This is a genomic window from Polaromonas sp. P4_F6 (assembly GCF_056401275.1).
Genome location: NZ_JBFUJQ010000016.1, coordinates 1 through 26,334, shown reverse-complemented (window position 1 = coordinate 26,334; position 26,334 = coordinate 1). Strand labels below are relative to the sequence as shown.

Here is a 26,334-nt window from a genome sequence, read left to right as displayed (position 1 = left end):
AACATCATCAAAACCGCGCCAGCAGCGAGCCCATCAGCCGCGGATTCTTGCCGTCGGCTTGGTAGCTCGCGATGGATTTGGTCAGCGGCCAGGCCGCCTCGATGGCGGCGACCACGTTTTTTTCAAGAAAGAGGCGCAGGCCCAGGCCGGCGGAGGCCAGGCTCTGGCTGGAGGGCGTTCCGGGCGTGACGCTGCCGACCTTCCAGACCTTGCCGATGTCGTAGAAGCCGAACAGCTGCCAGGACTTGAGCCCCGGCATGCCGGCGGCGCCGCCGGCATAGCGCGGCTCGATGCGAAAAGCCAGCGCGCGTTCACCCACGAGCTCCGCCGGCTCATAGGCCCGGCCGAAGCGCCGCCCGCCCAGCGCGTACTGCTCCGACGACAGCAGCGGCGTGTTGGCCCACTGCCCGCCCACACCCACGGTGAAGGAAAAATTCGATCCGACGAACTGCGAGCGCTCGTAGTCGAAGCTGAATTTGTTGAACACGCCCTTGGCGCCCACCCGGCTCTTGAGCACATCGGACTCCTGCGTGCCGCCCAGCCCCTGGCTGAGATCGACGTCCAGCGCGTTCTGCCCGTCCAGGCTGTCCAGCACGCGCCAGCTCAGTCCCAGGCGCAGCGCGCGTATGCGGTCTTCGATCACGCGGGTGCCCAGCACCTCGGTGTGGACGTCGGAATGGTCGTAGGTCGCGCGCGCGGTCAGGCTTTCATTGCGGCCGCGCAGCAAAGGATAGGCGGCGGACAGCGACACCGTGTCGGCACTGCCGTGCACATCAAAGGACCTGAGCACATCGCCGGGCTGCGTGCGGGCGCGGGACACAGAGGCCGAAAGCCGCAGGCCTTCGGTACTGACGACCTGGCTGTAGGAAAGCTGGGTGTAGGCCATCTCGGAGTTGCCGGTCCCCACGCCGACAAAACGCCACTGGTCGTTCACGCCCAGCAGCTGGTTGCCGACCACACCCAGGGTCAGCTGGGTGGGCCCCAGGTATTTGGAGCCGTAGTTGTCGATGGAAGCAAAACCCTCCACCGTCTTGACGTTGGCAACCAGGGTCAAGTCGGCCGCCCCCGGCGCCTGCGAAGGCGCGAGCACGCTGCGCAGTTCCACGCCGGGAAAATCATTGGCGATCAGCAGGTAGCGCTCCAGCACCGCGCCCTCTATGGGCCTGGAGGCCTGGATCTTTTCGCCCAGGCGCATCAGCTGTTCCTGCACATGGGCGCTCACGCCCGGCCCGGCCTGGATGTTCACGCGGGCGATGTAACCCTCGACGACGCGCAGCGTCAGCGTGCCGTCCGCGAGCGACTGCGGCGGCACCACGACCAGCGAAAGAATGTAGCCCGCGTTGCGGTACATCGCGGTCAGCGAAGACGCGAGTTCGAGGATGTCGGCACCCGTGATCTCGCGCCCCGTGTAGCTGTCGGCGCGCGCCTGCAAGGCATTGCCCGGCAGCAAGGTGCTGCTCTCGATGCGGACTTCCTTGAGCGTGACGCGTATGGCCTTGAGCGAATCAGGCAGGGGCTCGGCGGCCTCGCTCTTGAGTTGTGCCGGCGGGGGCGCGGGCGCGGCTTCGGGCTGGATGTCGAAGCGTTCGCGAAGGCGCCCCGGATCGATGGTGGATGGCTGCTGTTGTGCCAGAGCGACGATCGGAAGTGCCAAATGCAAGGCAAGGGCAAAACAAAGAACTTCGTGCATGCCTGCACCATCAGTACGCTTCATTGCTGCATCCCACTGAAAAATCGAGAGTTACAAACTTCCGGACCAACTGCTTTACTTATAAATCAGCATTTTTCGTGAATTAGTTCACAGTAACCAATTGTGAAACTCGATACAAGGAAGAAAAAGTGATTAATAACCAGCCGCGTTTGACAGCAAGTCATCCCTGAATTTTTGGCAACGAATTCTTGTTACTTACACTTTTTGACTTTTCTCTGGATTTCTGGATTTTTTTGGATGTCTTCTGCTACTTGCGGCTTACTGCATCGCTTTTTTCCGCAACCTCAAGCGAGCCCGGATGGTCCGGAAAAAACTTGAACTGCTGTGTAAAGTTTTTGTGAAAGCCGCCGTTAACCCCGTCGCCGGCCGTTTTGAGTCCGGCCGGCGTCACAAGCGTTTCAGCCAATGCGAAAAGCCCTCTGCGATGCACAGCAGCTACCCGGCCGTCCGCAGTGAACTATTCGCGCTGTCCGCTCTCCCTGGCACGTCGCAAAATTGCGCTATAAGAGCCTGTTCAATGCCTAAACAGCGAAGGCAAACAAGAAGAACGAGACCTGCATTGCAAATCCACCTCTACACCGACATAGACACCTTGTTCGGCCGCGCCGTCCGCCTGTGGATGGATGTGCTGCTGCAAGCCGGGCACGAGGTCGAGTTCATCGACATGGGCAACAGCACCGATGCACCCTTGCCCGATGTAGGCCCTTGCGACGTCAACCTGCTTGTCGCAGGCATCTACGCCTTTGAGCGCTTTGCCAAACACGGCATGCCGCGTCACGGCAAGCATGTGCTCTGGATGTTCGACCCGCTGACGCGCAACGCCTCAGCCACGGTGCACCGCCACAAGGCCGAGTTGTTTGATGCCATCGCGCCCGGATTGCACGCCGTGATGGCCATGGATGCATCCATAGAACGCTATCTGGCCCAGCACTTCCCCGCGCTCACAAGCTTGCGCCTGCCCTACCTGGTCGCGGACAAACAGCTGCGCGCGCCGCTGCCTGAGGCGGACAGGACGCGGGACATCGTCATGCTGGGCGGCGACACGGCCAGGCGGCGCGAAGCCGAGCGCCTGTTCCTGGCGAGCCCAGGGCCGCTGAAGGCCGAGTTCATCCGGAGCGGCCTCTGGGGCACGGCGCGCGACGCCTGCCGCGCCGGCGCGCGCATCAGCCTTAATGTGCATGCCGATTCCGAGCTGCGCTACTTCGACCAGTTCCGCACCTTTGAAGCCTGGGCGGCCGGCACGGCGGTGGTCTCCGACAGTTTTGAAGGCTGGGAAGATTTCGGCATCGTTCCCGGCGAGCACATGGTGATGGCGGAACTTGAAGACCTGCCGCAGGCTTGCGCGGAACTGCTGGCCGATGTGCCGCGGCGCGAAGCCATGGTGCGCGCATCGCAAATGCTGCTGCGCGAGCGCTTCTCGCCGGCAGCCTGGCAAAGCCGCATGCTGGCGATGATTGAAAGCATGGCCTGAGCATGGCGGAGATCTCGCGGCAGGAACTGATTGCGCTGCGGCTGGCCAGCCAGCGCCTGGCTCCCGTGCCTTCCGGGCCGGCCGATTTCAAGCGGGTTGAGCAAGCGGTGCAATGGATGGGCGCGGTGCAGGCGCAGGAATATGCCCATGCGCGCTGGGCCGTCGGCTCACGCTTCGCGGCCCCTGCCGCCGTCACCGACGCGGCGATAGAAGATGCGCTGGCCAGTCGCAAGGTGGTGCGCAGCTGGGTCTTGCGCGGCACGCTGCACCTGGCGGCGGCCGCCGACCTGCGCTGGCTGCTGGCCCTGGCCGCGCCGGCCTTGCTGACCCGCACCGCGGCCGCCTACCGCGAGGTGAACCTTGATGAGGCCGCCTTCCGCAAAATCCTGCCGGCCATTCGCCAATGCCTGCAAGGCGGCCAGCAGTTGACGCGCGAGGAACTTTTCACGTCACTCGCGCGCCGTCGCATAGACACCGAGGGCCATCGTGGTGGGCGCATCCTGTACCGCGCGGCGCAGACGGGCTTGATCTGCCTCGGCGATCCGAGGGGCAAGCAGGCTCGCTATGCACTGCTCGATGAGTGGTTGCCAGCGCAGCCCGAGTTGCCCCGCGAAGACGCGCTGAAAAAACTCGCGCAACGTTATTTTGCGAGCCACGGCCCCGCCACGCTGGCGGACTTCAGCTGGTGGTCCGGACTGGCCGCCGGCGAAGCCCGGGCGGCGCTGGAGATGGCCGCACCTGGCCTCACGCACGCACTGTTTGAGGGCGGCACCGTCTGGTGGTCCAAACGCACGCAGGCGCCTGCCCAGCCGGCCGGCAAGCCGTTGCTGCAGCTGCTGGCGGGCTTTGACGAATATGTGCTGGGCTACACCGACCGTAAAGCCATCGTCGATACCGCGCATGCCGGCAAGCTCATGACGCCCAACGGCCTGTTCCGCCCGGCGTTGCTGCTTGGCGGTCGCGTGGCCGGCACCTGGCAGGCTGAAGCCAAAAAAGGCGGGCTCAGCATTTCCACCGCGCCCTTCACGCCGCTGCCGCGCGGCAGCGCCGGCGCGCTGCAGCTTGCCGCACAGCGCTATGCGGCTTTCATGGGCTTGCCGCTGGCGAAAGCCAGCTGAGGCCTTCATCACAAGGGTTTACCCGGTCAAACTTTTCAGGGCTGTCGGGGTCAGCACATTACTCAGGTATAGAAACCCCCGGTGCATTCGACATGCGCCGGCGCTACTATCTTCCGGCCCATCCAGGTTCTTTCAATTGTGAGGAGCGCATCCATGGCAAAGCTGAACGTCAACGGTACCGTGCGTGAGTTTGAAGTGGAGGACGACACACCGCTGCTGTGGGTCCTGCGCGAACAGCTCGGGCTCACCGGCACCAAATACGGCTGCGGCATCGCGGCCTGCGGTGCCTGCACCGTGCACATCGACGGCGTGCCGACGCGCAGTTGTGTGCGGCCCGTCTCCACAGTCGGCGCAGCCGAAAAAATCGTGACCATCGAAGGCCTGTCGCCCGACGGCTCGCACCCGGTGCAAAAAGCCTGGGTCGCGCTGGACGTGCCGCAGTGCGGCTACTGCCAGTGCGGCATGGTGATGGCGGCGGCGGCGCTGCTCAAGGCCAAGCCGAATCCGACGGACGCCGACATCAACGAGGCCATGACCAACATCTGCCGCTGCGGCACCTACAACCGCATACGCGCCGCCATCAAGGTCGTCGCCGCGGGCGGCAACACCAAGAGTGCGGCGCTCGCCATCCAGCACACCGACGGGAGCACGACATGAGCACCACCACCCTGCCCTCCTCTTCCGCTTTGGCATCGCCCCGGCTGTCGCGCCGCCGCTTCCTGGCCTCGGGCGCATCGGCCGGCCTGGTGGTCGCCTTCCACATTCCCTTCGCCGGCATGGCCGCGGCCCAGGGCGCCGACACCCAGGAGATCAACGCCTGGGTGGTGGTGCGCCCCGACGATACGGTGGTCATCCGCATCGCGCGCTCTGAAATGGGCCAGGGCAGCCTGACCGGCCTGGCGCAGCTGGTGGCCGAAGAGCTGGAATGCAACTGGGCGAAAGTCAGCACCGAATACCCGACACCGGGACAAAACCTCGCGCGCAACCGGGCCTGGGGCAATTTCTCCACCGGCGGCAGCCGCGGCATACGCGAGTCGCACGACTACGTGCGCAAGGGCGGCGCCACCGCGCGCATGATGCTGGTGCAGGCCGCGGCCAATGAATGGAAGGTGCCGGTGTCCGAATGCCGCGCCGCCAACAGCCTCATCACGCACACGCCCAGCGGCCGCAGCGTGAGCTACGGCAAGGTCGCGGTCGCGGCATCCAGGCTGTCGCCGCCGGCCGACGTCACGCTCAAGGACCCGAAAGACTGGAAACTCGTGGGCAAGCGCCTGGCGCGCCTGGACACGCAGGACAAGGTCACGGGCAAGCAGGTCTACGGCGCCGACCTCAAGCTGCCCGGGATGCTCAACGCGGCCATCAAGGACTGCCCAGTGTTTGGCGGCAAGGTCAAGAGCTTCAATGCCGCCGCCATCGAAAAACGCCCCGGCGTGAAGAAGGTGCTGGCGGTCGGCGACAGCGCAGTGGCCGTCGTGGCCGACACCTGGTGGCGCGCCAAGACCGCGCTGGACGCGCTGCCCATCGAATGGGACAACGGCCCCAATGCCGCCAACTCCAGCGCCAGCGTGGCCCAGATGCTCAAGGCCGGACTGGACGCGAACGACGCGGTGGTCGGCAACCAGAACGGCGACGCCAAAGCCGCGCTGGCCTCTGCTGCCAGGCGCATAGAAGCGGTGTACGCCTACCCGCACCAGAACCACGCGACCATGGAGCCCATGAACGCCACCGCGCGCTGGACACCCGAGCGCTGCGAAGTCTGGACGCCGACCCAGAACGGCGAGGCGGCGCTGGCCGCGGCCTCCGAAGCCGCCGGGCTGCCGGTCGCCAAATGCGAGGTCTACAAAATTCACCTCGGCGGCGGCTTCGGGCGGCGCGGTGCGGTGCACGACTGGGTGCGCCAGGCCGTGGACATCGCCAAACAGATGCCGGGCGTGCCGGTCAAGCTGCTGTGGTCGCGCGAGGAAGACATGCTGCACGGCCGCTACCACCCGGTCACGCAATGCAAGCTGCAGGCCGGGCTGGACGCGCAGGGCAATGTCACGGCTTTGCACATGCGCATCTCGGGCCAGTCCATCCTGGCCGGCGTGGCGCCGCAGAACATCCGCAACGGGCTGGACCCGGTGCAGTTCCAGGGCCTCAACGCACCGGGGCCCGAGGCCTCCATAGGCTACAGCTTCCCCAACCTGCTGATAGACCATGCGATGCGCAACCCCAGCGTGCCGCCGGGCTTCTGGCGCGGCGTGAACCTGAACCAGAACACCATCTACCTCGAGTCCTTCATCGACGAAATCGCCTTCGCCACCAAGCAGGACCCGCTGGCCCTGCGGCGCAAGCTCATGGGCAACCACCCCAAGCACCTGGCCGTGCTCAACGCGGTGGCCGAACGCGTCAAATGGGGCGTAGCGCCGCCCGACGTGGGCGGCCAGAAGGTCTACCGCGGCCTGGCCCAGACCATGGGTTTCGGCAGCTATGTGGCGGCCTGCGCCGAGGTGTCGGTCAGCCCGGACGGCGTGCTCAAGGTCCACCGCATCGTGGCGGCCACCGATCCGGGTTACGCCGTCAACCCGCAGCAGATCGAGGCCCAGGTCGAAGGCTCTTTCGCCTACGGCCTGTCCGCGGCGCTGTTCGGCGAATGCACGCAAAAAGACGGCCGCATGGAACAGGACAACTTCAGCACCTACCCCGTGGTGCAGATGCAGCACATGCCCGCGGTGGAAACCATCATCGTGGCCTCGGGCGGCTTCTGGGGCGGCGTGGGTGAGCCGACCATCGCGGTCGCCGCGCCGGCGGTGCTCAATGCGGTGTTCGCGGCCACGGGTAAACGCATACGCGAGCTGCCGCTGAAAAACCACGACCTCAAGAAAGCATGAACTGGCAAGGCGCCATCGCCGGCGGGATGATGATGGTGGCGCCCTGGGCCAGCCTGTCGCAACAACAGCAGCAATCGCCACCGTTGCAGATCGTCGGCGATGCCATCCCGCAAGCGCTGACAAGCACACCGGGCGATCCGGCGCGCGGCCGCGCCATTGTCGCCAGCCGACAGCACGGCCTGTGCCTGCTGTGCCATACCGGCCCCATTCCCGAAGAGCGCTTCCAGGGCAACCTGGCGCCCGACCTGGCGGGCGCGGGCTCGCGCTGGAGCGAAGGCCAGCTGCGCCTGCGCATCGCCGACGCGCAGCGCCTGAACCCGGCCAGCATGATGCCGGCCTATTACCGCAGTGAGGGCCTGGTACGTGTGGGCACCGCCTGGCAGGGCAAACCCATCATGAACCCACAGCAAATTGAAGACGTGGTGGCCTTCTTGCGCACGCTGCGAAACTGAGACGGCCATGACGCTGCCCCTGCACCCACCCGCCCTGCCCCGCCGGCGCCACATCCTGGCCGGCGCCACCGGCTTGGCCATGGGGGTGGTGCTGCGCCCCGCGTCTGCCGCCGCGGGCGACCTGGCGGTGGCCGTGGCGGCTTACACCCAGGGCGCGCCGGTTCGCGCGGGCAAGGTCAAGCTCGACATTGCCGAACTGGTGGACAACGGCAATGTGGTGCCCATCACCGTCACGGTGGACAGCCCCATGACGGCCGCCGACCATGTCAAAAGCATTGCCGTCTTCAATGAGAAAAATCCCCAGCGCGACGTGGCCCGCTTCACGCTGGGTCCGCGCGCCGGCAAGGCCAGCGTGAGCACGCGCATACGGCTGGCCACCTCGCAGCAGCTGGTGGCCGTCGCACAGATGAGCGACGGCAGCTACTGGTCGCACACGGTCAACGTCATCGTCACGCTAGCCGCCTGTATAGAAGGTGATCCCTGATGGCCCGTACCCTGATCAACGCCCCTTCCACCGCCAGGCGCGGCGAGGTCATAGAGATACGCGCCACCATAGGCCACCCCATGGAAACCGGCTTTCGCGCCGGCGAGGACGGCAAGGTCCTGCCGCGCAACATCATCCAGACCTTCAGCTGCCGCTACAACGGTGAGCTGGTCTTCAGCGCCGAGCTGTTCTCGGCCGTCTCGGCCAATCCCTACATCGCCTTCCATACCGTGGCCACCGAGAGCGGTACGCTGGTGCTCAGCTGGGAAGGCGACAACGGTTTTTCGCAGGCGGAAAGCATCCAGCTGGCCGTCACGGCATGACACGCATCCTGGTTTGCCTTCTGCTGTCTTTATCCCTTGGAAATGCCTGCGCGCAAAACACCGCCGGCAAGGACACACGCCGCTCAGGCTTTGAAGACATGGGCGCCGCCACCCAGGCCATGCAGAAAGACGACGCGCTCAACCCCGGCATGCTATGGGTGCAAGACGGCGAGGCGTTGTGGAAGCAGCCGGCAGGCAGCAGCGGCAAGGCCTGCATCAGCTGCCACGCGGCGGCACCAAGCAGCATGCGCGGCGTGGCGGCACGCTACCCGGCGTTTGACACCGGACTGGGCCGTCCCGTCACACTGGGCCAACGCATCAACCAGTGCCGCCAGCAGCACCAACAGGCCGCGCCGTTGCGCCCCGAGAGCCAGGAATTGCTGGGCCTGGAAGCCTACGTCGCGTTGCAGTCACGCGGCCTGCCGCTGGCACCGCCCGAGGACACGAGGCTGGAACCCTTTCGCGAGCGCGGCCAGCAGCTATTCGCGCAACGTATCGGGCAACTCAACCTGTCCTGCGCACAATGCCACGACGGCCTGCCCGGCAAACGCCTGGCCGGCAGCCTGATCCCCGAAGCGCACCCTACCGGCTACCCGGTCTACCGCCTTGAATGGCAGGCCATGGGCTCGCTGCAGCGCCGCCTGCGCGGCTGCATGAGCGGCGTGCGCGCTGAACCCTTTGCCTATGGCGCGCAGGAACTGGTGGAGCTGGAGCTGTACCTCAAGGCGCGCGCCAAAGGCATGGCCATGGAGGCGCCGGGCGTGCGGCCCTGAGCCGTCCTTCAAAGCAAAAAGCCCGGGCATGCCCGGGCTTTTTGTTACGCGATGCGCGGCTTATTTGCGCGCCGGCGGCAAGTCGGTGCAGCTGCCGTGCGCCACTTCCGCGGCCATGCCCATGCTTTCGCCCAGCGTGGGGTGCGGGTGTATGGTCTTGCCGATGTCGACGGCGTCTGCGCCCATTTCAATCGCCAGCGCGATCTCGCCGATCATGTCGCCGGCGTGCGTGCCGACAATGCCGCCGCCCAGGATCTTGCCGTGGCCGTGCGCTTCGGGGCTGTCGTCGAACAGCAGCTTGGTGAAGCCTTCGTCACGGCCGTTGGCGATGGCGCGGCCGGAGGCCGTCCAGGGGAACAAGCCCTTTTTGACCTTGATGCCCTGCGCCTTGGCCTGGTCCTCGGTGAGGCCCACCCAGGCGATTTCGGGGTCGGTGTAGGCCACGCTGGGGATCACACGGGCGTTGAAGGCGGCGCTGGCCAGTTCCTTGTTGCCCTGCAGTTCACCGGCGATGACTTCGGCGGCCACATGCGCTTCGTGCACGGCCTTGTGCGCCAGCATGGGCTGGCCCACGATGTCGCCGATGGCGAAGATGTGGGGCACATTGGTGCGCATCTGGATGTCGACGGGGATGAAGCCGCGGTCGCTCACGCTGATGCCGGCCTTCTCGGCGGCGATCTTCTTGCCGTTGGGTGTGCGGCCCACGGCCTGCAGCACCAGGTCGTAGGTCTGAGGCGCCGGGGCGCCCTCGCCTTCGAAGCTGACCTCGATACCAGCCTTGGTCGCCTTGGCGCCCACGGTTTTGGTCTTGAGCATGATGTTGTCAAAACGCGGCGCGTTCATCTTCTGCCAGACCTTGACCAGGTCGCGGTCAGCGCCCTGCATCAGGCCGTCCATCATCTCGACCACATCGAGGCGCGCGCCCAGGGTGGAATAGACGGTGCCCATTTCCAGGCCTATGATGCCGCCGCCCAGGATCAGCATGCGTTTGGGAACCTCTTTGAGCGCCAGAGCGCCGGTGCTGTCGACCACGCGCGGATCATCCGGCATGAAAGGCAGGCGTACCGCTTGCGAGCCGGCTGCAATGATGCAGTTCTTGAATGCGATGGTCTGTTTTTTGCCGGTTTTTTCCTGGCCTTGGGCACCGCTGGTTTCTTCAACCTCGAGGTGATGGGCGCCGACGAATTGGCCGACACCGCGCACGGTGGTGACCTTGCGCATCTTGGCCATGGCCGTGAGCCCGCCGGTGAGCTTGCCGACGACTTTTTCCTTGTGCGTGCGCAGTTTGTTGATGTCGAGCTTGGGCTCGCCAAAACTCACGCCCAGGCTGTCGAAATGTTTGACCTCGTCCATCACGGCCGCCACGTGCAGCAGCGCCTTGGAGGGGATGCAACCCACGTTGAGGCAGACGCCGCCCAGCGTGGCATAGCGCTCGACCAGCACGACCTTCAGGCCCAGGTCGGCGGCGCGGAAGGCGGCCGAGTAGCCGCCGGGGCCGGCGCCCAGCACCAGCACGTCGCAGTCGAGGTCGGCGGAGCCGCTGAAGCTCGCGGCCGCCGGGGCGGGTGCGGCAGGCGCGGATGCGGCCGGAGCAGCGGCTTTCTTCTCAGGCGCAGGCGCGGGAGCGGCGGCAGCGGCGCCGGAAGCTTCCAGCGTCAACACCACGGAGCCTTGCTTGACCTTGTCGCCCAGCTTGACCTTGACCTCCTTGACCACGCCGGCGGCGGAGGATGGGATTTCCATCGAGGCCTTGTCGCTTTCCACGGTGATCAGGCTTTGCTCGGCCTTGATGGTGTCGCCGGCCTTGACCAGCACTTCAATCACGGACACTTCGTCAAAATCGCCAATGTCCGGCACCTTGATGTCTACCAGGCTGGATGCGCTCATTTGGAGGCTTTCAATTTAAGGGTGAATATGTCGACGGGTCCGGCGGAGTTCTTGTCGAACTCGCAACCCGCATTGAGGCCGGCCATGGCCACTTCGCGCGCGGTCTTGGCCTTGTCCCAGGCGGCGTGCATGGCGCCCAGCGCGAAGCTGCGGCCCGAGCCTATGCCCCAGAATTCCTTGAACTCGAAGACTTCGCGGTAGCTGTAAAGGCCGTAGATGCCGCTGGCATTGGCGATGACGACGGTGAACTGGCTGGACTCGTAGGGGTCGTTGTCGTCTTCCTTGGTCTGCAGGAAGAACGTTTCCTTGAGCAGCGGGTGCAGCTTGACGAAGGTGTCGAAGACCTCGTCGCGCGAGCCCAGCTTGAGCTGGTCCTTGGGCAGGGCCGCCATGGCCTTGCGCAGCACCGGGAAATGCGCCACCGTGCCGGCCATGCCGACGTAGCTCATGCCGGCGGGCGTGTCGACCTTGAAGATCTTGCTGTTGGCCTCGAAGCGGTGGCCCAGGCTGGTGTCGCCGAAGGTGACCAGCGTGTCGGCGGCGATGGCAACCTGCCCCGCCTTTTTGACGACTACAAGCGTTGTCATCTTCGGATTAGAGAAGGACGCGGCGGAAGTCGGCGAGGATCTGTCCGAGGTAGGCGTTAAAACGCGCGGCGGCGGCGCCGTCGATCACGCGGTGGTCCCAGCTCAGCGACAGCGGCAGCATCAGGCGCGGCTGGAAGGCCTTGCCGTCCCAGACCGGCTCGGTCGAGCTCTTGCAGACGCCCAGGATGGCGACTTCAGGCGCGTTGATGATGGGCGTGAAGTAGCGCCCGCCAATGCCGCCCAGCGACGAGATCGTGAAGCAGGCGCCGGACATGTCGGCCGGGCTCAGCTTGCCGTCGCGCGCCTTCTTGGCGAGTTCGCCCATCTCCAGCGAAATCTGCACGATGCCCTTCTGGTCGGCGTTCTTGATGACGGGCACGACCAGGCCGTTGGGGGTGTCGGCGGCGAAGGCGATGTTGTAGTACTGCTTGAGCACCAGCTGGTCGCCGTCGAGCGAGGCGTTGAACTCGGGGAATTTCTTGAGCGCGGCGACCGAGGCCTTGATCAGGAAGGCCAGCATGGTGATCTTGATGCCGGCTTTTTCGTTTTCCTTGTTCATGAGCACGCGGAAAGCTTCGAGCTCGGTGATGTCCGCATCGTCGTGGTTGCAGACGTGCGGGATCATCACCCAGTTGCGGTGCAGGTTGGCGCCGCTGATCTTCTTGATGCGCGACATGTCCTTGCGCTCGACCGGGCCGAACTTGGTGAAGTCGACCTTGGGCCAGGGCAGCAGGTCCAGGCCGGCGCCGCCGCCGGACGATGCCGGGGCCTTGGCGGCCTGCGCCTGGGTGCGGATGCTGCCGTCCATCACCGACTTGGTGAAGGCCTGCACGTCGTCCTGCGTGATGCGGCCCTTGGGGCCTGAGCCCTTGACTTCGGCCAGTGGCACACCGAGCTCGCGCGCGAACTTACGCACCGAGGGCGAGGCATGCGGCAGGCTGCCTTGCGGCGCCGTGGTGGGGTCATGAGCAGGCTGGCTGGCGGGGGCCGATGCGACCGCCTGCGCGGGCGCGGCTGCCGCTGCTGCGGCGGGAGCAGGTGCTGGCGCGGGGGCCGGCGCCGCAGCAGGCGATGCGCCTGCGGCTGCAGAGCCTTCGAGGATGGCCAGCAGGTCGCCGATATTGACGGTGTCGCCCAGCTTGACCTTGAGTTCCTTGAGCACGCCGGCGGCCGAGGACGGGATTTCCATGGAGGCCTTGTCGGATTCGACGGTGACCAGCGACTGCTCGGCCTTGATGGTGTCGCCGGGCTTGACCAGCACTTCGATGACGGACACGTCCTTGAAGTCGCCGATGTCGGGCACGCGGACTTCGACCGGGCCGGAGGCCGCAGGGGCCGCGACAGGCGCCGGTGCGGGCGAAGCGGCTGTGGGAGCTGCCGGCGCGGCGGCCGGTTTGGCCGCTGCGGCGGGAGCCGGTGCGGCGGCTTCGGCGCCGGCCACCTCCAGCGTCAGCACGACCGAGCCCTGCTTGACCTTGTCGCTCAGCTTGACCCGGAGTTCCTTGACCACACCCGCGTGGCTGGAGGGGATTTCCATGGAGGCCTTGTCGGACTCCACGGTGATCAGCGACTGCTCGGCCTTGACGGTGTCGCCGGGCTTGACCAGCAATTCGATCACGGTCACTTCGTCGAAATCCCCGATATCAGGAACTTGAATGTCTACCACTGCCATATCTTGTCTCCGTTTGCTTCAGGCGTCTGTGCGTCTACGTCAGGGTTTTAACTCAAGCGTAAAGCGGGTTGATCTTGTCGACATTGATGCCGTATTTTTTGATGGCTTCGGTCACTTTGGCGACCGGCACCGTGCCCTCTTCGCTGAGCGCCTTGAGGGCCGCCACAACAATGTAATGGCGGTTGATCTCGAAGTGCTCGCGCAGCTTGCTGCGGAAGTCGCTGCGGCCGAAGCCGTCGGTGCCCAGCACCTTGTAGGTGCGGCCCTTGGGGATGAAGGGGCGGATCTGCTCGGCATAGGCCTTCATGTAGTCGGTCGACGCGATGACGGGGCCGGTGTGCTTTTCAAGCTGCTGGGCCACGAAGGACACCTGGGGCTTGTCGGCCGGGTGCAGCAGGTTCCAGCGCTCGGTGCCCTGGCCGTCGCGGGCCAGTTCGTTGAAGCTCGGGCAGCTCCACACATTGGCGGCGACGCCCCATTCTTTTTCAAGCAGTTCCTGCGCGGCGATGGATTCGCGCAGTATGGTGCCGGAGCCCAGCAGCTGCACGCGCGGCGTGAGCTTGGCGCCTTCCTTGCACAGGTACATGCCCTTGATGATCTGCTCTTCGGTGCCGGGCTTGAGGCCGGGCATGGCGTAGTTCTCATTGAGCAGGGTGAGGTAGAAGTAAACGTTGTCCTGTTTCTCGACCATGCGCTTCAAGCCATGGTGCAGGATCACGCCGACTTCGTGCGCGAAGGTCGGGTCGTAGCTGATGCAGTTGGGAATCGTGCCGGCCAGGATATGGCTGTGGCCGTCTTCGTGCTGCAGGCCTTCGCCGTTGAGCGTGGTGCGGCCCGAAGTGCCGCCCAAGAGGAAGCCACGCGCCTGCATGTCGCCGGCCGCCCAGGCCAGGTCGCCGATGCGCTGGAAGCCGAACATCGAGTAGTACACGTAGAAGGGCACCATGATGCGGTTGTTGGTGCTGTACGAGGTGGCCGCCGCGATCCAGCTGCTCATGCCGCCGGCCTCGTTGATGCCTTCCTGCAGGATCTGGCCCTGCTTGTCTTCCTTGTAGTACATCACCTGGTCTTTGTCGACCGGCGTGTATTTCTGGCCGTCGGGGTTGTAGATGCCGATCTGGCGGAACAGGCCCTCCATGCCGAAGGTGCGGGCCTCGTCCACCAGGATGGGCACGACGCGCGGGCCCAGGGCCTGGTCGCGCAGCAGCTGCGTGAGGAAGCGCACATAAGCCTGGGTGGTGGAGATTTCACGGCCTTCGGCCGTGGGCTCGATCACCGACTTGAAGGTCTCCAGCGCGGGCACGGTGAACTGCTCGTCGGCCTTGACGCGGCGGTGCGGCAGGTAGCCGCCCAGGGCCTTGCGGCGCTCGTGCAGGTAGCGCATCTCGGGCGTGTCGTCGGCCGGCTTGTAGAAGGGGATGTCGGCCAGCTTGCTGTCGGGGATGGGGATGTTGAAGCGGTCGCGGAAGGCCTTGATGTCCTCGTCAGCCAGTTTTTTGGTCTGGTGGACGTTGTTCTTGCCTTCGCCGATCTTGCCCATGCCGAAGCCTTTGACGGTCTTGATCAGCAGGACGGTGGGCTGGCCCTTGTGGTTGACCGCCTTGTGGAAAGCGGCATAGACCTTTTGCGAATCGTGGCCGCCGCGGCGCAGGTTGAAGATGTCCTCGTCGCTCATCTTGGCGACCATCTCGAGCGTGCGCGGGTCCTGGCCGAAGAAATGCTTGCGCACATAGGCGCCGTCATTGGCCTTCATGGCCTGGTAGTCGCCGTCCAGCGTGTCCATCATGACCTTGCGCAGCGCGCCGTCCTTGTCGCGGGCCAGCAGCGGATCCCAGTTGCTGCCCCACAGCAGCTTGATGACGTTCCAGCCGGCGCCGCGGAACTCGCCTTCGAGTTCCTGGATGATCTTGCCGTTGCCGCGCACCGGGCCGTCCAGGCGCTGCAGGTTGCAGTTGATGACGAAGACCAGGTTGTCGAGCTTTTCGCGCGCGGCCAGGCCGATGGCGCCCATGGATTCGACCTCGTCCATCTCGCCGTCGCCGAGGAAGGCCCAGACCTTGCGGTTTTCGGTGTTGGCGATGCCGCGGGCATGCAGGTACTTGAGGAAACGCGCCTGGTAGATCGCCATCAGCGGGCCCAGGCCCATGGAGACGGTGGGGAACTGCCAGAACTCGGGCATGAGTTTGGGGTGCGGGTAGCTGGACAGGCCCTTGCCGTCGACTTCCTGGCGGAAGTTGAGCAATTGCTCTTCGGTCAGGCGGCCTTCAAGGTAGGCGCGGGCATAGACGCCGGGCGACACATGGCCCTGGATGTAGAGGCAGTCGCCGCCGTGGTTTTCGCTCTCGGCGTGCCAGAAGTGGTTGAAGCCGGCGCCGAACAGGCTGGCCAGCGAGGCGAAGGAGCCGATATGGCCGCCCAGGTCGCCGCCGTCGGCGGGGTGCAGGCGGTTGGCCTTGACCACCATGGCCATGGCGTTCCAGCGCATGTAGGCGCGCAGGCGCTCCTCGATCTCGAGGTTGCCGGGCGAGCGCTCTTCCTGGTCGGTCTCAATGGTGTTGACGTAGCCGGTGTTGGCCGAGAAAGGCATGTCTATGCTTTTCTGGCGGGCGTGCTCCAGCAGTTGCTCCAGCAGGAAGTGGGCGCGCTCCGGGCCCTCGCTTTCGATGACGGCGGACAAGGCGTCCATCCACTCTCGGGTTTCCTGACTGTCTTTGTCCAGTGCGTCGTTGGCGGCGGCGCGCAAGTTGTCGCCGGCTTGGGTGGGATTGGCAGCCATTTTTGTCTCCTGAGTAGCCTGATAAAGCTTGTTTAAGCTGCGATGCGGCCTCTTATTGAGCCGCTCACAGGGCCTGTGTCCAACTTGGTCTAAACGTGTTGTAAACGCAAATTAGATTCAAGTCCCTAGTTTCTCATAATATTTGTGAGATTTCAAATAGTGCTTATTGATTTCACATTAAGAAATTTAAAAGTAAGCATACGTCGCATCCATGGGCCCGGGGCAAGCCTCTTACGCGACATTCCCGCGGCATGGCCACCGCACCGCCGCGCCCTGCTTCACCTTCAAGAATCAGGGTCAACCCTGCCCCGCACGGGGCATCTCCCTTAAACTGCACCATTCCTCCTATGACCCAGCAAGCCCCTGCCCTCGCCGAATCCGCGGTGACCCCCGCTCCCCTGGCCCTGTGGCGCCGCTGGTGGCGGCGGCAATCGCCGTCGCGCCAGGACCGCTTCATCACGCTGGGCCCGTTGCTGGCCGTCGCGCTCTTCCTGGCGGCCGTGATCGCCGCCTTCGGCTACCTGCGCATCGAGGAAATCGACCGCGAGCAGCAGGCCGTCAAACGCGACGTGGAGTACGCGCAGCAGCGCCTGCGCCTGCGCCTGCTGGAGCGGCAGGAGCAGCTCATGCGGATAGGGCGCGACGTCTCCAACAAGGAGGTCGACACCGAAGAGTTCATCACCCAGGCCGAGTCGCTGGTCAACCAGTACCCCGAGCTCATGGCGGTGACCTGGGTGGACAGCAAGCGGCGCATCAAGGTGGCCTATGTATCCCCCAGCGCCAACGGCAGCCAGTTGCGCGGCGTGGGCGAACAGCTCAAGGTCGGCGAGACCGACGGCACCTACGAGCTGGCCAGGGACCTGCGCCAGCCGGTGTACTCGCGTCCGCTGACGCCCAAGGAAGCCGGCGGCTACAACGCCCCCACCCTGCAGCTGCAGGTGCCGCTGGACGACCAGGGCAAATTCGCCGGCGTCATCATGGGCGAATACTCCATCGACGGGCTGCTGCGCTTCGGCGTCCCGACCGAGGTCACCGCCAAATACGCGGTGACCCTGATCGACGACAAAAACCAGGTGCTGGCGGGCAACCTGCCGCCGCCGCGCAATCCCGCGGCCCGGCTGCTGCCCTGGTCCGACGGCGCGGCCGAATACGAGATACCGGTCTCGCCGGTCGGCAACGGCCTGCTGATACGCGCCGAGGGCTACCGCGCCTCGCTGGGCGTGGTCGGCAGCGGCTTTTTCTGGCTGGTCAGCGCGCTGAGCGCGCTCACGGTGTGGATGCTGCTGGGCACCTGGCGCCACACGCGCCGCCGCGTGCAAGCCCAGCAGGCGCTGATCGCCGAGACCAACTTTCGCCGCGCCATGGAAAACTCCATGCTGACCGGCATGCGCGCGCTCGACCTGCAGGGCCGTATCACTTACGTCAACCCGGCCTTCTGCCAGATGACGGGCCTGACCGAGGGCGACCTGGTGGGCCGCACGCCGCCGTTTCCGCACTGGCCGGAAGGCGAGATCGACACCCTGATGCAGCGGCTGGACGACGAGCTGCACGGCCGCACGCCGCCGGGCGGCTTCGAGGTGCGCGTCAAACGCAAGAACGGCCAGATCTTCGACGCCCGCATGTACGTCTCGCCGCTGATAGACCCGCGCGGCCAGCAGACCGGCTGGATGACCTCCATGACGGACATCACCGAGCCCAAGCGCATACGCGAGGAACTGACCGCCTCCTATGAGCGCTTCACCACGGTGCTGGAGGGGCTGGACGCGGCCGTCTCGGTGGCGCCGCTGGGCAGCGAAGAGCTGCTGTTCGCCAACAAGCTGTACCGCTCCTGGTTTGGCGGCGAGGTGTCGGGCCACCTGAACCTGATCGCGCAGGCCGGCGTGCCCAGCGCCGTGCCCACCGACGACACGCTGGACGCGGTCGACGGCCTGGCCGGCTTCCCGACCGATACGCTGACGGCGGCGCAGACGGAAAACGCCGAGATCTACGTGCCCGAACTCAGCAAATGGCTGGAAGTGCGTTCGCGCTACCTGACCTGGGTGGACGGCCGCCTGGCCCAGATGGTGATCGCCACCGACATCACGCCGCGGCGCCATGCCGAGGAACAGGCCGCCCAGCAGAACGAGCGGGCCCAGACCGCCAGCCGCCTGATCACCATGGGCGAGATGGCCTCCAGCGTGGCGCACGAGCTGAACCAGCCGCTCACGGCCATCAACAACTACTGCAACGGCATGGTCTCGCGCATCAAGGGCAAGCAGATCAGCAACGAAGACCTGCTGATCGCGCTGGACAAGACCGCCAAGCAGGCGCATCGCGCCGGCCAGATCATCCAGCGCATACGCTCCTTCGTCAAACGCAGCGAGCCCAACCGCATGGCGGCCGATGTGGCCACCATGGTCAGCAATGCCATGGAGCTGGCCGACATCGAGCTGCGCCGCCATCATGTGCGCCTGAGCCACTACATCGCGGCCCGCCTGCCCGAAATCATGGTGGACCCCATCCTGATCGAGCAAGTGCTGATCAACCTTATGAAAAACGCGGCCGAGTCGATCGAGCAGGCCCACCTGCCCACAGCGCGCCGCAGCGTCGAGCTGCGCGTGGTGCCCAAGCAGATCGAAGACCAGGCCGTGGTGGAGTTTTCGGTGCTGGACACCGGGCGCGGCCTGTCGCCCGAAGTCATGGGCCGGCTCTATGAGGCCTTCTACTCCACCAAGGCCGAAGGCATGGGCATAGGCCTGAAGCTGTGCCGCAGCATCGTCGAGTCCCACCAGGGAAGAATGGAGGCAGAGAACCTCTACAATGGGGACGAAGTGGTGGGGTGCCGGTTTACCTTCTGGATCCCTGTGACACCCCTGATCCTGCCAACGGCGCCAGCCGGCGACAGCACGGCAGCCAGGAACGCAGGCGTTCACTGAAAGCCCTTCAAGAACCGTCTCTTGAGAAGTTCACGAAAGAAAGTTTGGCATGAGCTTGATTCCCAAAAAAGGTACCGTCTACGTCGTTGATGATGACGAGGGCGTGCGCGACTCGCTGCAGTGGCTGCTCGAGGGCAAGGACTACCGCGTCCGCTGCTACGACTCGGCCGAAACTTTCCTCTCCCGCTACGACCCGCGCGAAGTGGCCTGCCTGATCGTCGACATCCGCATGGGCGGCATGACCGGGCTGGAGCTGCAGGACCGCCTGGTCGAGCGCAAGTCGCCGCTGCCCATCGTGTTCATCACCGGCCACGGCGACGTGCCCATGGCGGTCAACACCATGAAAAAAGGCGCGATGGACTTCATCCAGAAGCCTTTCCAGGAAGAAGCCCTGGTCAACCTGGTCGAGCGCATGCTGGAGCAGGCCAAGGAAGCCTTCAGCGAGTTCCAGCAGTCCGCCAGCCGCGACGCCCTGCTGGCCAAGCTGACCTCGCGCGAGGCCCAGGTGCTCGAGCGCATCGTGGCCGGCCGGCTCAACAAGCAGATCGCCGACGACCTGGGCATCAGCATCAAGACGGTGGAGGCGCACCGCGCCAACATCATGGAAAAGCTCAACGCCAACACCGTGGCCGACCTGCTCAAAATCGCCCTGGGGTCCAACGCGCCCAAAGGCTGACCGCACTTTCGCTGTCTTTGCGATAGCCCTTGACGCCCGTATTGATTGGACCAGCGGGCGTTTTTACTTTGAGAAACCGATCCAAAAATGACCGCCCAGCTGATTGACGGAAACGCCCTCTCCAAACAATTGCGCGCCGACGTCGCGCTGCGGGCCGCCGCCCTGCGCGCGCGCGGCATCACGCCCGGCCTGGCCGTGGTGCTGGTGGGCGAAAACCCGGCCAGCCAGGTCTATGTGCGCAACAAGGTGAAGGCCTGCGAGGACAGCGGCCTGCATTCGGTACTCGAAAAATACCCCGCCACCCTCGGCGAAGCCGAGCTGCTGGCGCGCGTGGACGCGCTCAACAATGACCCGGCCATCCACGGCATCCTGGTGCAGCTGCCGCTGCCCGCGCACATCGACGCGCACAAGGTCATCGAAGCCATCTCGCCGGCCAAGGACGTGGACGGCTTTCACGTCGCCAGCGCCGGCGCGCTCATGGTCGGCCAGCCCGGCTTCTGGCCCTGCACGCCTTACGGCTGCATGAAGATGCTGGAAAGCATCAACTACGACCTCAAGGGCAAACATGCCGTGGTGATAGGCCGCAGCAACATCGTCGGCAAGCCCATGGCGCTGATGCTGCTGCAAAAAAACGCTACCGTCACCATTTGCCACAGCGCCACCAAGGACCTCAAGGCCATGACACTGCAGGCCGATGTGATCGTGGCCGCCGTCGGCAAGCGCAATGTGCTGACGGCCGACATGGTCAAGCCCGGCGCCGTCGTGCTCGACGTGGGCATGAACCGCAATGATGAAGGCAAGCTTTGCGGCGACGTGGATTTTGAGGGTGTCAAGGAAGTCGCCGGCTACATCACGCCTGTGCCCGGCGGTGTCGGCCCGATGACCATCACCATGCTCTTGGTCAATACACTGGAAGCCGCTGAGCGCGGCTGAGCCGCTTAGTCCGCGGCGGGCGGCTGGCCGGCTTGCGATGCCGGCACCAGGCGCCACAGCGCCAGCCCGGCGCACAGCCACTGCAGGGCATACAAGGCCGTGCCCAAGCCATGCCAGAGCTTGAGGTTGCCGCCCTCGGCGCGCGCGCTGACGATGCGTGGCGCAATGCCGAACTCCACCACCAAAGTCAGCAGCAAACCAGCCACGACGAATTTCATGGCGGCCTGCGCTTGCCGCGCGAGAGCTGCATCGTCTTTTTTATTAAGCACCACCAGCAGCAGCATGGCGCAACCTGCGCTGACCCAGGTCTGCGCGGTGAAAAGCTTGGCGGCCATGGCTCCGGCCACAGCGGGGGCGCCCAGGTTGGCGAACAGCATGGGGACGACGACAAAGCCCAAAGCCGTCAGACTGCCCCACCAGAGGGCAGCCACCATCACGGTGAAGCGCTGCTTCATCGGTAAAACCTAGATATACATCACCGCAATGATTTCGTAGCGCTTGATGCCGCCCGGTGCCTGAACTTCGGCCGTGTCGCCCTCGTCCTTGCCGATCAATGCGCGCGCGATCGGCGAGCTGATGTTGACGCGGCCCAGCTTGATGTCGGCTTCGTCTTCACCGACGATCTGGTAGGTCACCTTGTCGCCGGTGTCTTCGTCTTCCAGTTCTATGGTCGAGCCGAACACGACCTTGCCGCCCGCGTCCAGCTCGGACGGGTCGATGATTTGCGCGGCTGAAAGCTTGCCTTCGATTTCCTGGATGCGGCCTTCGATAAAGCCCTGGCGATCCTTGGCGGCATCGTATTCGGCGTTTTCGCTGAGGTCGCCCTGGGCACGCGCTTCGGAAATCGAATTGATGACCCAGGGGCGGTCCACGGTTTTCAGCTGGTGCAGTTCCGCCTTGAGGCTTTCCGCGCCGCGTTTGGTGATGGGGATGGTGGCCATGTTTTTTGCTCCTGCAAAAGCGAAACCGCCACCAGTCACCTGGCGGCGGCGCTTGAATTCAAAACTTCAATGAAACAAGTTTAATGCAAATCGGACCCGGCGAAATCCGGGAAAAACCGGTGGCCGGGCCCGGGTTTTCAGGCCCTTTCAGGCCAGTTGGGCGTGCAGCTCCTGCACGGAATAGACCGGCAGGTTGTCCAGGTACTTCATGCCCTCCACGGCCGCTTCGGCGCCGGCAATCGTGGTGTAGGTCGTCACGCGGGCCAGCAGCGCCGAGGTGCGGATCTGGCGCGAATCGGTGATCGCGTTGCGCCGCTCTTCGACGGTGTTGATGACCAGGGCAATCTCGTTGTTCTTGATCATGTCCACCACGTGCGGCCGCCCTTCGGTGACCTTGTTGACCACGGTGCAGGCAATGCCCGCCGCCTGGATGGCGGCCGCCGTGCCTTTGGTTGCCACCAGCTCGAACTTCTGCGCGGCCAGCGCGCGCGCCACTTCCACGGCACGCGGCTTGTCGTTGTTCTTGACGGTCAGGAAGACCTTGCCCGAAGTCGGCAGCTTGGTGCCCGCGCCCAGCTGGGACTTCACGAAGGCTTCGCCGAAGGTCTTGCCCACGCCCATGACCTCGCCGGTGGATTTCATCTCGGGGCCGAGAATCGTGTCCACGCCGGGGAATTTGACGAAGGGGAAGACCGCTTCCTTGACGCTGAAGTAAGGCGGCGTGACTTCGTCCTTGATGCCCTGGGACGCCAGCGACTGGCCGACCATGCAGCGCGCCGCCACCTTGGCCAGCTGGATGCCGGTGGCCTTGCTGACGAAGGGCACGGTGCGCGAGGCGCGCGGGTTGACCTCCAGCACGTAGATCACGTCCTTGCCGTCGATGTTCTGGATGGCGAACTGCACGTTCATGAGGCCCACCACCGTCAGCGCCTCAGCCATGGCCGCGGTCTGGCGCTTGATTTCGGTGACGGTCTCCGCGCTCAGCGAGTACGGCGGCAACGAGCAGGCCGAGTCACCGCTGTGCACGCCGGCTTGCTCGATGTGCTCCATCACGCCGCCTATGAAGGTGCGGCCTTCGGGGTCGCGCAGGCAGTCGACGTCGCATTCGATCGCGTCGTTCAGGAAACGATCCAGCAGCACGGGCGAGTCATGGCTGACCTTGACGGCTTCGCGCATATAGCGCTCAAGGTCGCGCTGCTCGTGCACGATTTCCATGGCACGGCCGCCCAGCACATAGCTGGGGCGCACGACCAGGGGGTAGCCCAGCGCGGCGGCTTTTTCCAGTGCCTCGGGCTCGGTGCGCGCCGTGGCGTTGGGCGGCTGGCGCAGCTTGAGCTCGTGCAGCAGCTTCTGGAAACGTTCGCGGTCTTCGGCCGCGTCGATCATGTCGGGCGAGGTGCCAATGATGGGCACGCCGTTGGCTTCCAGGTCCAGCGCCAGCTTCAAAGGCGTCTGGCCGCCGTACTGGACGATCACGCCCAGCGGTTTTTCCTTGTCGACGATCTCGAGCACGTCTTCCAGCGTCAGCGGCTCGAAATACAGGCGGTCGCTGGTGTCGTAGTCGGTGGAAACCGTCTCGGGGTTGCAGTTGACCATGATGGTCTCGTAGCCGTCTTCGCGCATGGCCAGCGCGGCGTGCACGCAGCAATAGTCAAACTCGATGCCCTGCCCGATGCGGTTGGGCCCGCCGCCCAGCACCATGATTTTTTTCTTGTCGGTGGGTGCGGCTTCGCACTCGCTGCCCTCGGCCTCGTAGGTCGAGTACATATAGGCGGTGTTGGTCGCGAACTCGGCGGCGCAGGTGTCCACGCGCTTGTAGACCGGGCGCACGCCCAGCGCGCGGCGCTTTTCGCGGATGGCCGTGTCGGTGGTCTTGAGCTGCTTGGCCAGGCGGCGGTCGGAAAAGCCCTTTTGCTTGAGCGCGCGCAGCGTGACGGCGTCAATCTTGTCGAGCGAGGTGGTTTCGAGCTCCAGCTCGATCTTGACGATCTGCTCGATCTGGATCAGGAACCAGGGGTCGATCTTGGTCAGCGCGAACACTTCGTCAACGCTCATGCCCTGGGCGAAGGCATCGCCCACGTACCAGATGCGGTCCGGGCCGGGGGCGCCGAGTTCCTTCTCGAGTACCTCGCGGTCCTGGGTTTTCTCGTTCATGCCGTCCACACCGACTTCCAGGCCGCGCAGCGCTTTCTGGAAGGACTCCTGGAAGGTGCGGCCCATGGCCATGACCTCGCCGACGGACTTCATCTGCGTGGTCAGGCGCGAATCGGCGGCCGGGAATTTTTCGAAGGCGAAGCGCGGAATCTTGGTGACCACGTAGTCGATGCTGGGCTCGAAGCTCGCGGGGGTGGCGCCGCCCGTGATCTCGTTGCGCAGCTCATCCAGCGTGTAGCCCACGGCCAGCTTGGCCGCGACCTTGGCGATCGGGAAGCCCGTGGCCTTGGAAGCCAGCGCCGAGGAACGCGAAACGCGCGGGTTCATCTCGATCACGACCATGCGGCCGTCGACCGGGTTGATGGAGAACTGCACGTTGGAGCCGCCGGTGTCCACACCGATTTCGCGCAACACGGCCAGGGAGGCGTTGCGCAGGATCTGGTATTCCTTGTCGGTCAGCGTCTGGGCCGGGGCGACGGTGATGGAGTCGCCGGTGTGCACGCCCATGGGGTCCAGGTTTTCGATGGAGCAGACGATGATGCAGTTGTCGGCGGTGTCGCGCACGACTTCCATCTCGTACTCTTTCCAGCCGAGCAGCGATTCTTCGATCAGCAGCTCGTTGGTGGGCGAGGCTTCCAGGCCGCGCTTGCAGATGACTTCGAATTCTTCGGAGTTGTAGGCGATGCCGCCGCCGGTGCCGCCCAGCGTGAAGCTGGGACGGATCACGGTGGGAAAGCCGACGCTCTTTTGCACGGCCCAGGCTTCGTCCATGCTGTGCGCGATGCCGGAGCGGGCCGAACCCAGTCCGATCTTGGTCATCGCATCCTTGAACTTCAGGCGGTCTTCGGCCTTGTCGATGGCTTCGGGCTTGGCGCCAATCAGCTCGACCTTGTACTTGTCGAGCACGCCGTTGTGCCAGAGGTCCAGCGCGCAGTTGAGCGCGGTCTGCCCGCCCATGGTCGGCAGGATGGCGTCGGGGCGCTCCTTGGCGATGATTTTTTCAACCGTCTGCCAGGTGATGGGCTCGATGTAGGTGACGTCGGCGGTGGCCGGGTCGGTCATGATCGTCGCGGGGTTGCTGTTGATCAGGATGACCTTGTAACCCTCTTCGCGCAGCGCCTTGCAGGCCTGCACGCCGGAGTAGTCGAACTCGCAGGCCTGGCCGATGATGATGGGGCCGGCGCCTATGATGAGGACGCTTTTGATGTCTGTGCGCTTAGGCATTCTTCTTCTCCCCGGCCTGTTCCATCAGCGCGGTGAAACGGTCAAACAAGTATGAAATATCGTGCGGGCCGGGCGAGGCTTCCGGGTGGCCCTGGAAGCAGAACGCCGGCTTGTCGGTGCGGGCCAGGCCCTGCAGCGTGCCGTCGAACAGGCTGATGTGCGTGGGCCTGAGGTTGGCGGGCAGGCTTTTTTCATCGACCGCGAAGCCGTGGTTCTGGCTGGTGATGCTGACGCGGCCGTTGTCCAGGTCCTTGACCGGGTGGTTGGCGCCGTGGTGGCCGAACTTCATCTTGAAGGTCTTGGCGCCGCTGGCCAGTGCCATGATCTGGTGGCCCAGGCAGATGCCGAAGGTCGGGATGCCGGTTTCAATCAGCTCGCGCACCGCGGTGATCGCGTAGTCGCAGGGCTCGGGGTCGCCCGGGCCGTTGGCCAGGAAGATGCCGTCGGGTTTGAGCTTGAGCACGTCGGCGGCGGGGGTTTGCGCCGGCACCACGGTGATGCGCGCGCCGCGCTCGGCCATCATGCGCAGGATGTTTTTCTTCACGCCGAAATCGAAGGCCACAACGTGGAACCTGGGCGTGATCTGCACGCCGTAGCCCGCGCCGAGTTTCCACTCGGTCTGCGTCCATTCGTAGGTCTGCTTGACCGAGACGACCTTGGCCAGGTCCAGGCCGGCCATGCTGGGGGCACCGCGGGCGGCCGCGACGGCTTTTTCGATCGCGGGCTGGCTCACCGCTTCGCCGGCGGGCAGGGCCAGGATGCAGCCGTTTTGCGCTCCCTTGGTGCGCAGCAGGCGTGTCAGCTGGCGCGTGTCTATGCCGGCGATGGCGACGGTTTTCTCCTTGACCAGGTATTCGGACAGGGTCATGGACTTGCGGAAATTCGAGGCCAGCAGCGGCAAGTCCTTGATGATCAGGCCGGCGGCGTGGACTTTTTCAGCTTCGACGTCTTCGGCATTGACGCCGTAGTTGCCGATGTGCGGGTACGTGAGGGTGACGATCTGCTGGCAGTAGCTGGGATCCGTGAGGATTTCCTGGTAGCCGGTCATCGCGGTGTTGAACACCACTTCGCCGACCGTGGAGCCCGCGGCTCCAATCGAATTGCCGATAAAGACCGTGCCGTCTGCGAGCGCCAGGATGGCGTGAGGGGTGTTTCCCTGTAGAGACAAAAGCACTGGGTTCTCCGGGTTGGTTACGGTTCGCCCAAGCGTGCACAAGATACGTCTCGGTCAAGACTCTTGCAGGCTGCTTTTGAGAGGGTGGTGGCTTTGTATGCGCTCGGGCGAAGCTGTGTTTTGAAAAGCCACTGATTATAGCCTAGGGACGAGGCCCCCACGCTCCCCCACTTCGTGTGGGTCGCTGCCCCCC

Annotated in this window: 21 protein-coding genes; 11 read left to right on the top strand and 10 right to left on the bottom strand. The window is 64.8% G+C overall.

Features of this window, described 5'->3' with window-relative positions; all coding sequences use genetic code 11:
* Positions 1-7 precede the first annotated feature (7 nt).
* Positions 8-1,660, bottom strand: coding sequence for a ShlB/FhaC/HecB family hemolysin secretion/activation protein (locus tag AC1DUN_RS23590; protein WP_477716097.1), 1,653 nt, complete (start codon positions 1,658-1,660; stop codon positions 8-10).
* Between the two features lie 298 nt (positions 1,661-1,958).
* Positions 1,959-2,117 carry a hypothetical protein gene (locus AC1DUN_RS23585; RefSeq protein ID WP_477716096.1) on the bottom strand — a complete coding sequence of 53 codons (159 nt, stop codon included), beginning with the start codon at positions 2,115-2,117 and terminating at the stop codon, positions 1,959-1,961.
* Positions 2,118-2,270: 153 nt separating this feature from the next.
* Here AC1DUN_RS23585 and AC1DUN_RS23580 point away from each other — a divergent pair, with 153 nt between their 5' ends.
* The 8 genes from AC1DUN_RS23580 to soxA all read left to right on the top strand — a co-directional run bounded on the left by AC1DUN_RS23580 (position 2,271) and on the right by soxA (position 9,202).
* Positions 2,271-3,182, top strand: a complete 912-nt coding sequence (locus tag AC1DUN_RS23580) for a glycosyltransferase family protein (protein ID WP_477716095.1) — start codon at positions 2,271-2,273, stop codon at positions 3,180-3,182.
* Positions 3,183-3,184: 2 nt separating this feature from the next.
* Positions 3,185-4,300: a winged helix DNA-binding domain-containing protein gene (locus AC1DUN_RS23575; protein ID WP_477716094.1), complete on the top strand. Its 1,116-nt coding sequence runs from the start codon at positions 3,185-3,187 to the stop codon at positions 4,298-4,300.
* 153 nt (positions 4,301-4,453) lie between these two features.
* A complete protein-coding gene (locus AC1DUN_RS23570; RefSeq protein ID WP_074579955.1) occupies positions 4,454-4,957 on the top strand; it encodes a (2Fe-2S)-binding protein in 504 nt (167 codons plus the stop codon).
* A complete protein-coding gene (locus AC1DUN_RS23565; protein WP_477716093.1) occupies positions 4,954-7,170 on the top strand; it encodes a xanthine dehydrogenase family protein molybdopterin-binding subunit in 2,217 nt (738 codons plus the stop codon). Before AC1DUN_RS23570 ends, AC1DUN_RS23565 begins: the two co-directional genes overlap by 4 nt.
* Positions 7,167-7,622, top strand: a complete 456-nt coding sequence (gene soxX / locus AC1DUN_RS23560) for a sulfur oxidation c-type cytochrome SoxX (RefSeq protein ID WP_477716092.1) — start codon at positions 7,167-7,169, stop codon at positions 7,620-7,622. The genes AC1DUN_RS23565 and soxX overlap by 4 nt, the downstream gene beginning before the upstream one ends.
* A gap of 7 nt (positions 7,623-7,629) precedes the next feature.
* On the top strand, positions 7,630-8,106 hold the full coding sequence (locus AC1DUN_RS23555) for a SoxY-related AACIE arm protein (RefSeq protein ID WP_477716091.1): 477 nt from the start codon (positions 7,630-7,632) through the stop codon (positions 8,104-8,106).
* The gene (gene soxZ, locus AC1DUN_RS23550) at positions 8,106-8,429 is read left to right on the top strand and encodes a thiosulfate oxidation carrier complex protein SoxZ (RefSeq protein ID WP_413329145.1); all 324 of its coding nucleotides are present in this window, start codon (positions 8,106-8,108) and stop codon (positions 8,427-8,429) included. The genes AC1DUN_RS23555 and soxZ overlap by 1 nt, the downstream gene beginning before the upstream one ends.
* The gene (gene soxA, locus AC1DUN_RS23545) at positions 8,426-9,202 is read left to right on the top strand and encodes a sulfur oxidation c-type cytochrome SoxA (protein ID WP_477716090.1); all 777 of its coding nucleotides are present in this window, start codon (positions 8,426-8,428) and stop codon (positions 9,200-9,202) included. Before soxZ ends, soxA begins: the two co-directional genes overlap by 4 nt.
* A 60-nt stretch (positions 9,203-9,262) precedes the next feature.
* Here soxA and lpdA read toward each other — a convergent pair whose 3' ends face one another.
* From lpdA to aceE, 4 genes are read right to left on the bottom strand one after another with little or no spacing between them, the layout of a single operon-like run.
* Positions 9,263-11,089, bottom strand: a complete 1,827-nt coding sequence (gene lpdA / locus AC1DUN_RS23540) for a dihydrolipoyl dehydrogenase (RefSeq protein WP_477716089.1) — start codon at positions 11,087-11,089, stop codon at positions 9,263-9,265.
* Positions 11,086-11,676, bottom strand: coding sequence for an Ntn hydrolase family protein (locus tag AC1DUN_RS23535; protein ID WP_007862769.1), 591 nt, complete (start codon positions 11,674-11,676; stop codon positions 11,086-11,088). Before AC1DUN_RS23535 ends, lpdA begins: the two co-directional genes overlap by 4 nt.
* Positions 11,677-11,683: 7 nt before the next feature.
* A complete protein-coding gene (gene aceF / locus AC1DUN_RS23530) occupies positions 11,684-13,348 on the bottom strand; it encodes a dihydrolipoyllysine-residue acetyltransferase (protein ID WP_477716088.1) in 1,665 nt (554 codons plus the stop codon).
* A gap of 52 nt (positions 13,349-13,400) precedes the next feature.
* Positions 13,401-16,124, bottom strand: coding sequence for a pyruvate dehydrogenase (acetyl-transferring), homodimeric type (gene aceE / locus AC1DUN_RS23525; protein ID WP_477716087.1), 2,724 nt, complete (start codon positions 16,122-16,124; stop codon positions 13,401-13,403).
* Positions 16,125-16,471: 347 nt separating this feature from the next.
* Here aceE and AC1DUN_RS23520 point away from each other — a divergent pair, with 347 nt between their 5' ends.
* The 3 genes from AC1DUN_RS23520 to folD all read left to right on the top strand — a co-directional run bounded on the left by AC1DUN_RS23520 (position 16,472) and on the right by folD (position 20,648).
* Entirely contained in the window at positions 16,472-19,039 is a 2,568-nt protein-coding gene (locus tag AC1DUN_RS23520) for a PAS domain S-box protein (RefSeq protein WP_477716086.1), read from the top strand.
* Positions 19,040-19,088: 49 nt separating this feature from the next.
* Positions 19,089-19,715: a response regulator transcription factor gene (locus AC1DUN_RS23515; protein ID WP_007866460.1), complete on the top strand. Its 627-nt coding sequence runs from the start codon at positions 19,089-19,091 to the stop codon at positions 19,713-19,715.
* A gap of 87 nt (positions 19,716-19,802) precedes the next feature.
* Positions 19,803-20,648: a bifunctional methylenetetrahydrofolate dehydrogenase/methenyltetrahydrofolate cyclohydrolase FolD gene (folD, locus tag AC1DUN_RS23510; protein WP_477716085.1), complete on the top strand. Its 846-nt coding sequence runs from the start codon at positions 19,803-19,805 to the stop codon at positions 20,646-20,648.
* 5 nt (positions 20,649-20,653) lie between these two features.
* Here folD and AC1DUN_RS23505 read toward each other — a convergent pair whose 3' ends face one another.
* The 4 genes from AC1DUN_RS23505 to carA all read right to left on the bottom strand — a co-directional run bounded on the left by AC1DUN_RS23505 (position 20,654) and on the right by carA (position 26,141).
* Entirely contained in the window at positions 20,654-21,103 is a 450-nt protein-coding gene (locus AC1DUN_RS23505; RefSeq protein WP_477716084.1) for a DUF4149 domain-containing protein, read from the bottom strand.
* A gap of 9 nt (positions 21,104-21,112) precedes the next feature.
* Complete coding sequence (gene greA / locus AC1DUN_RS23500) at positions 21,113-21,589, bottom strand: transcription elongation factor GreA (RefSeq protein WP_074579943.1); 477 nt, start codon at positions 21,587-21,589, stop codon at positions 21,113-21,115.
* A 147-nt stretch (positions 21,590-21,736) separates the two neighbouring features.
* Positions 21,737-24,967, bottom strand: coding sequence for a carbamoyl-phosphate synthase large subunit (gene carB, locus AC1DUN_RS23495; RefSeq protein WP_477662721.1), 3,231 nt, complete (start codon positions 24,965-24,967; stop codon positions 21,737-21,739).
* Positions 24,960-26,141, bottom strand: coding sequence for a glutamine-hydrolyzing carbamoyl-phosphate synthase small subunit (gene carA, locus AC1DUN_RS23490; RefSeq protein WP_074579941.1), 1,182 nt, complete (start codon positions 26,139-26,141; stop codon positions 24,960-24,962). The genes carB and carA overlap by 8 nt, the downstream gene beginning before the upstream one ends.
* Positions 26,142-26,334 lie beyond the last annotated feature (193 nt).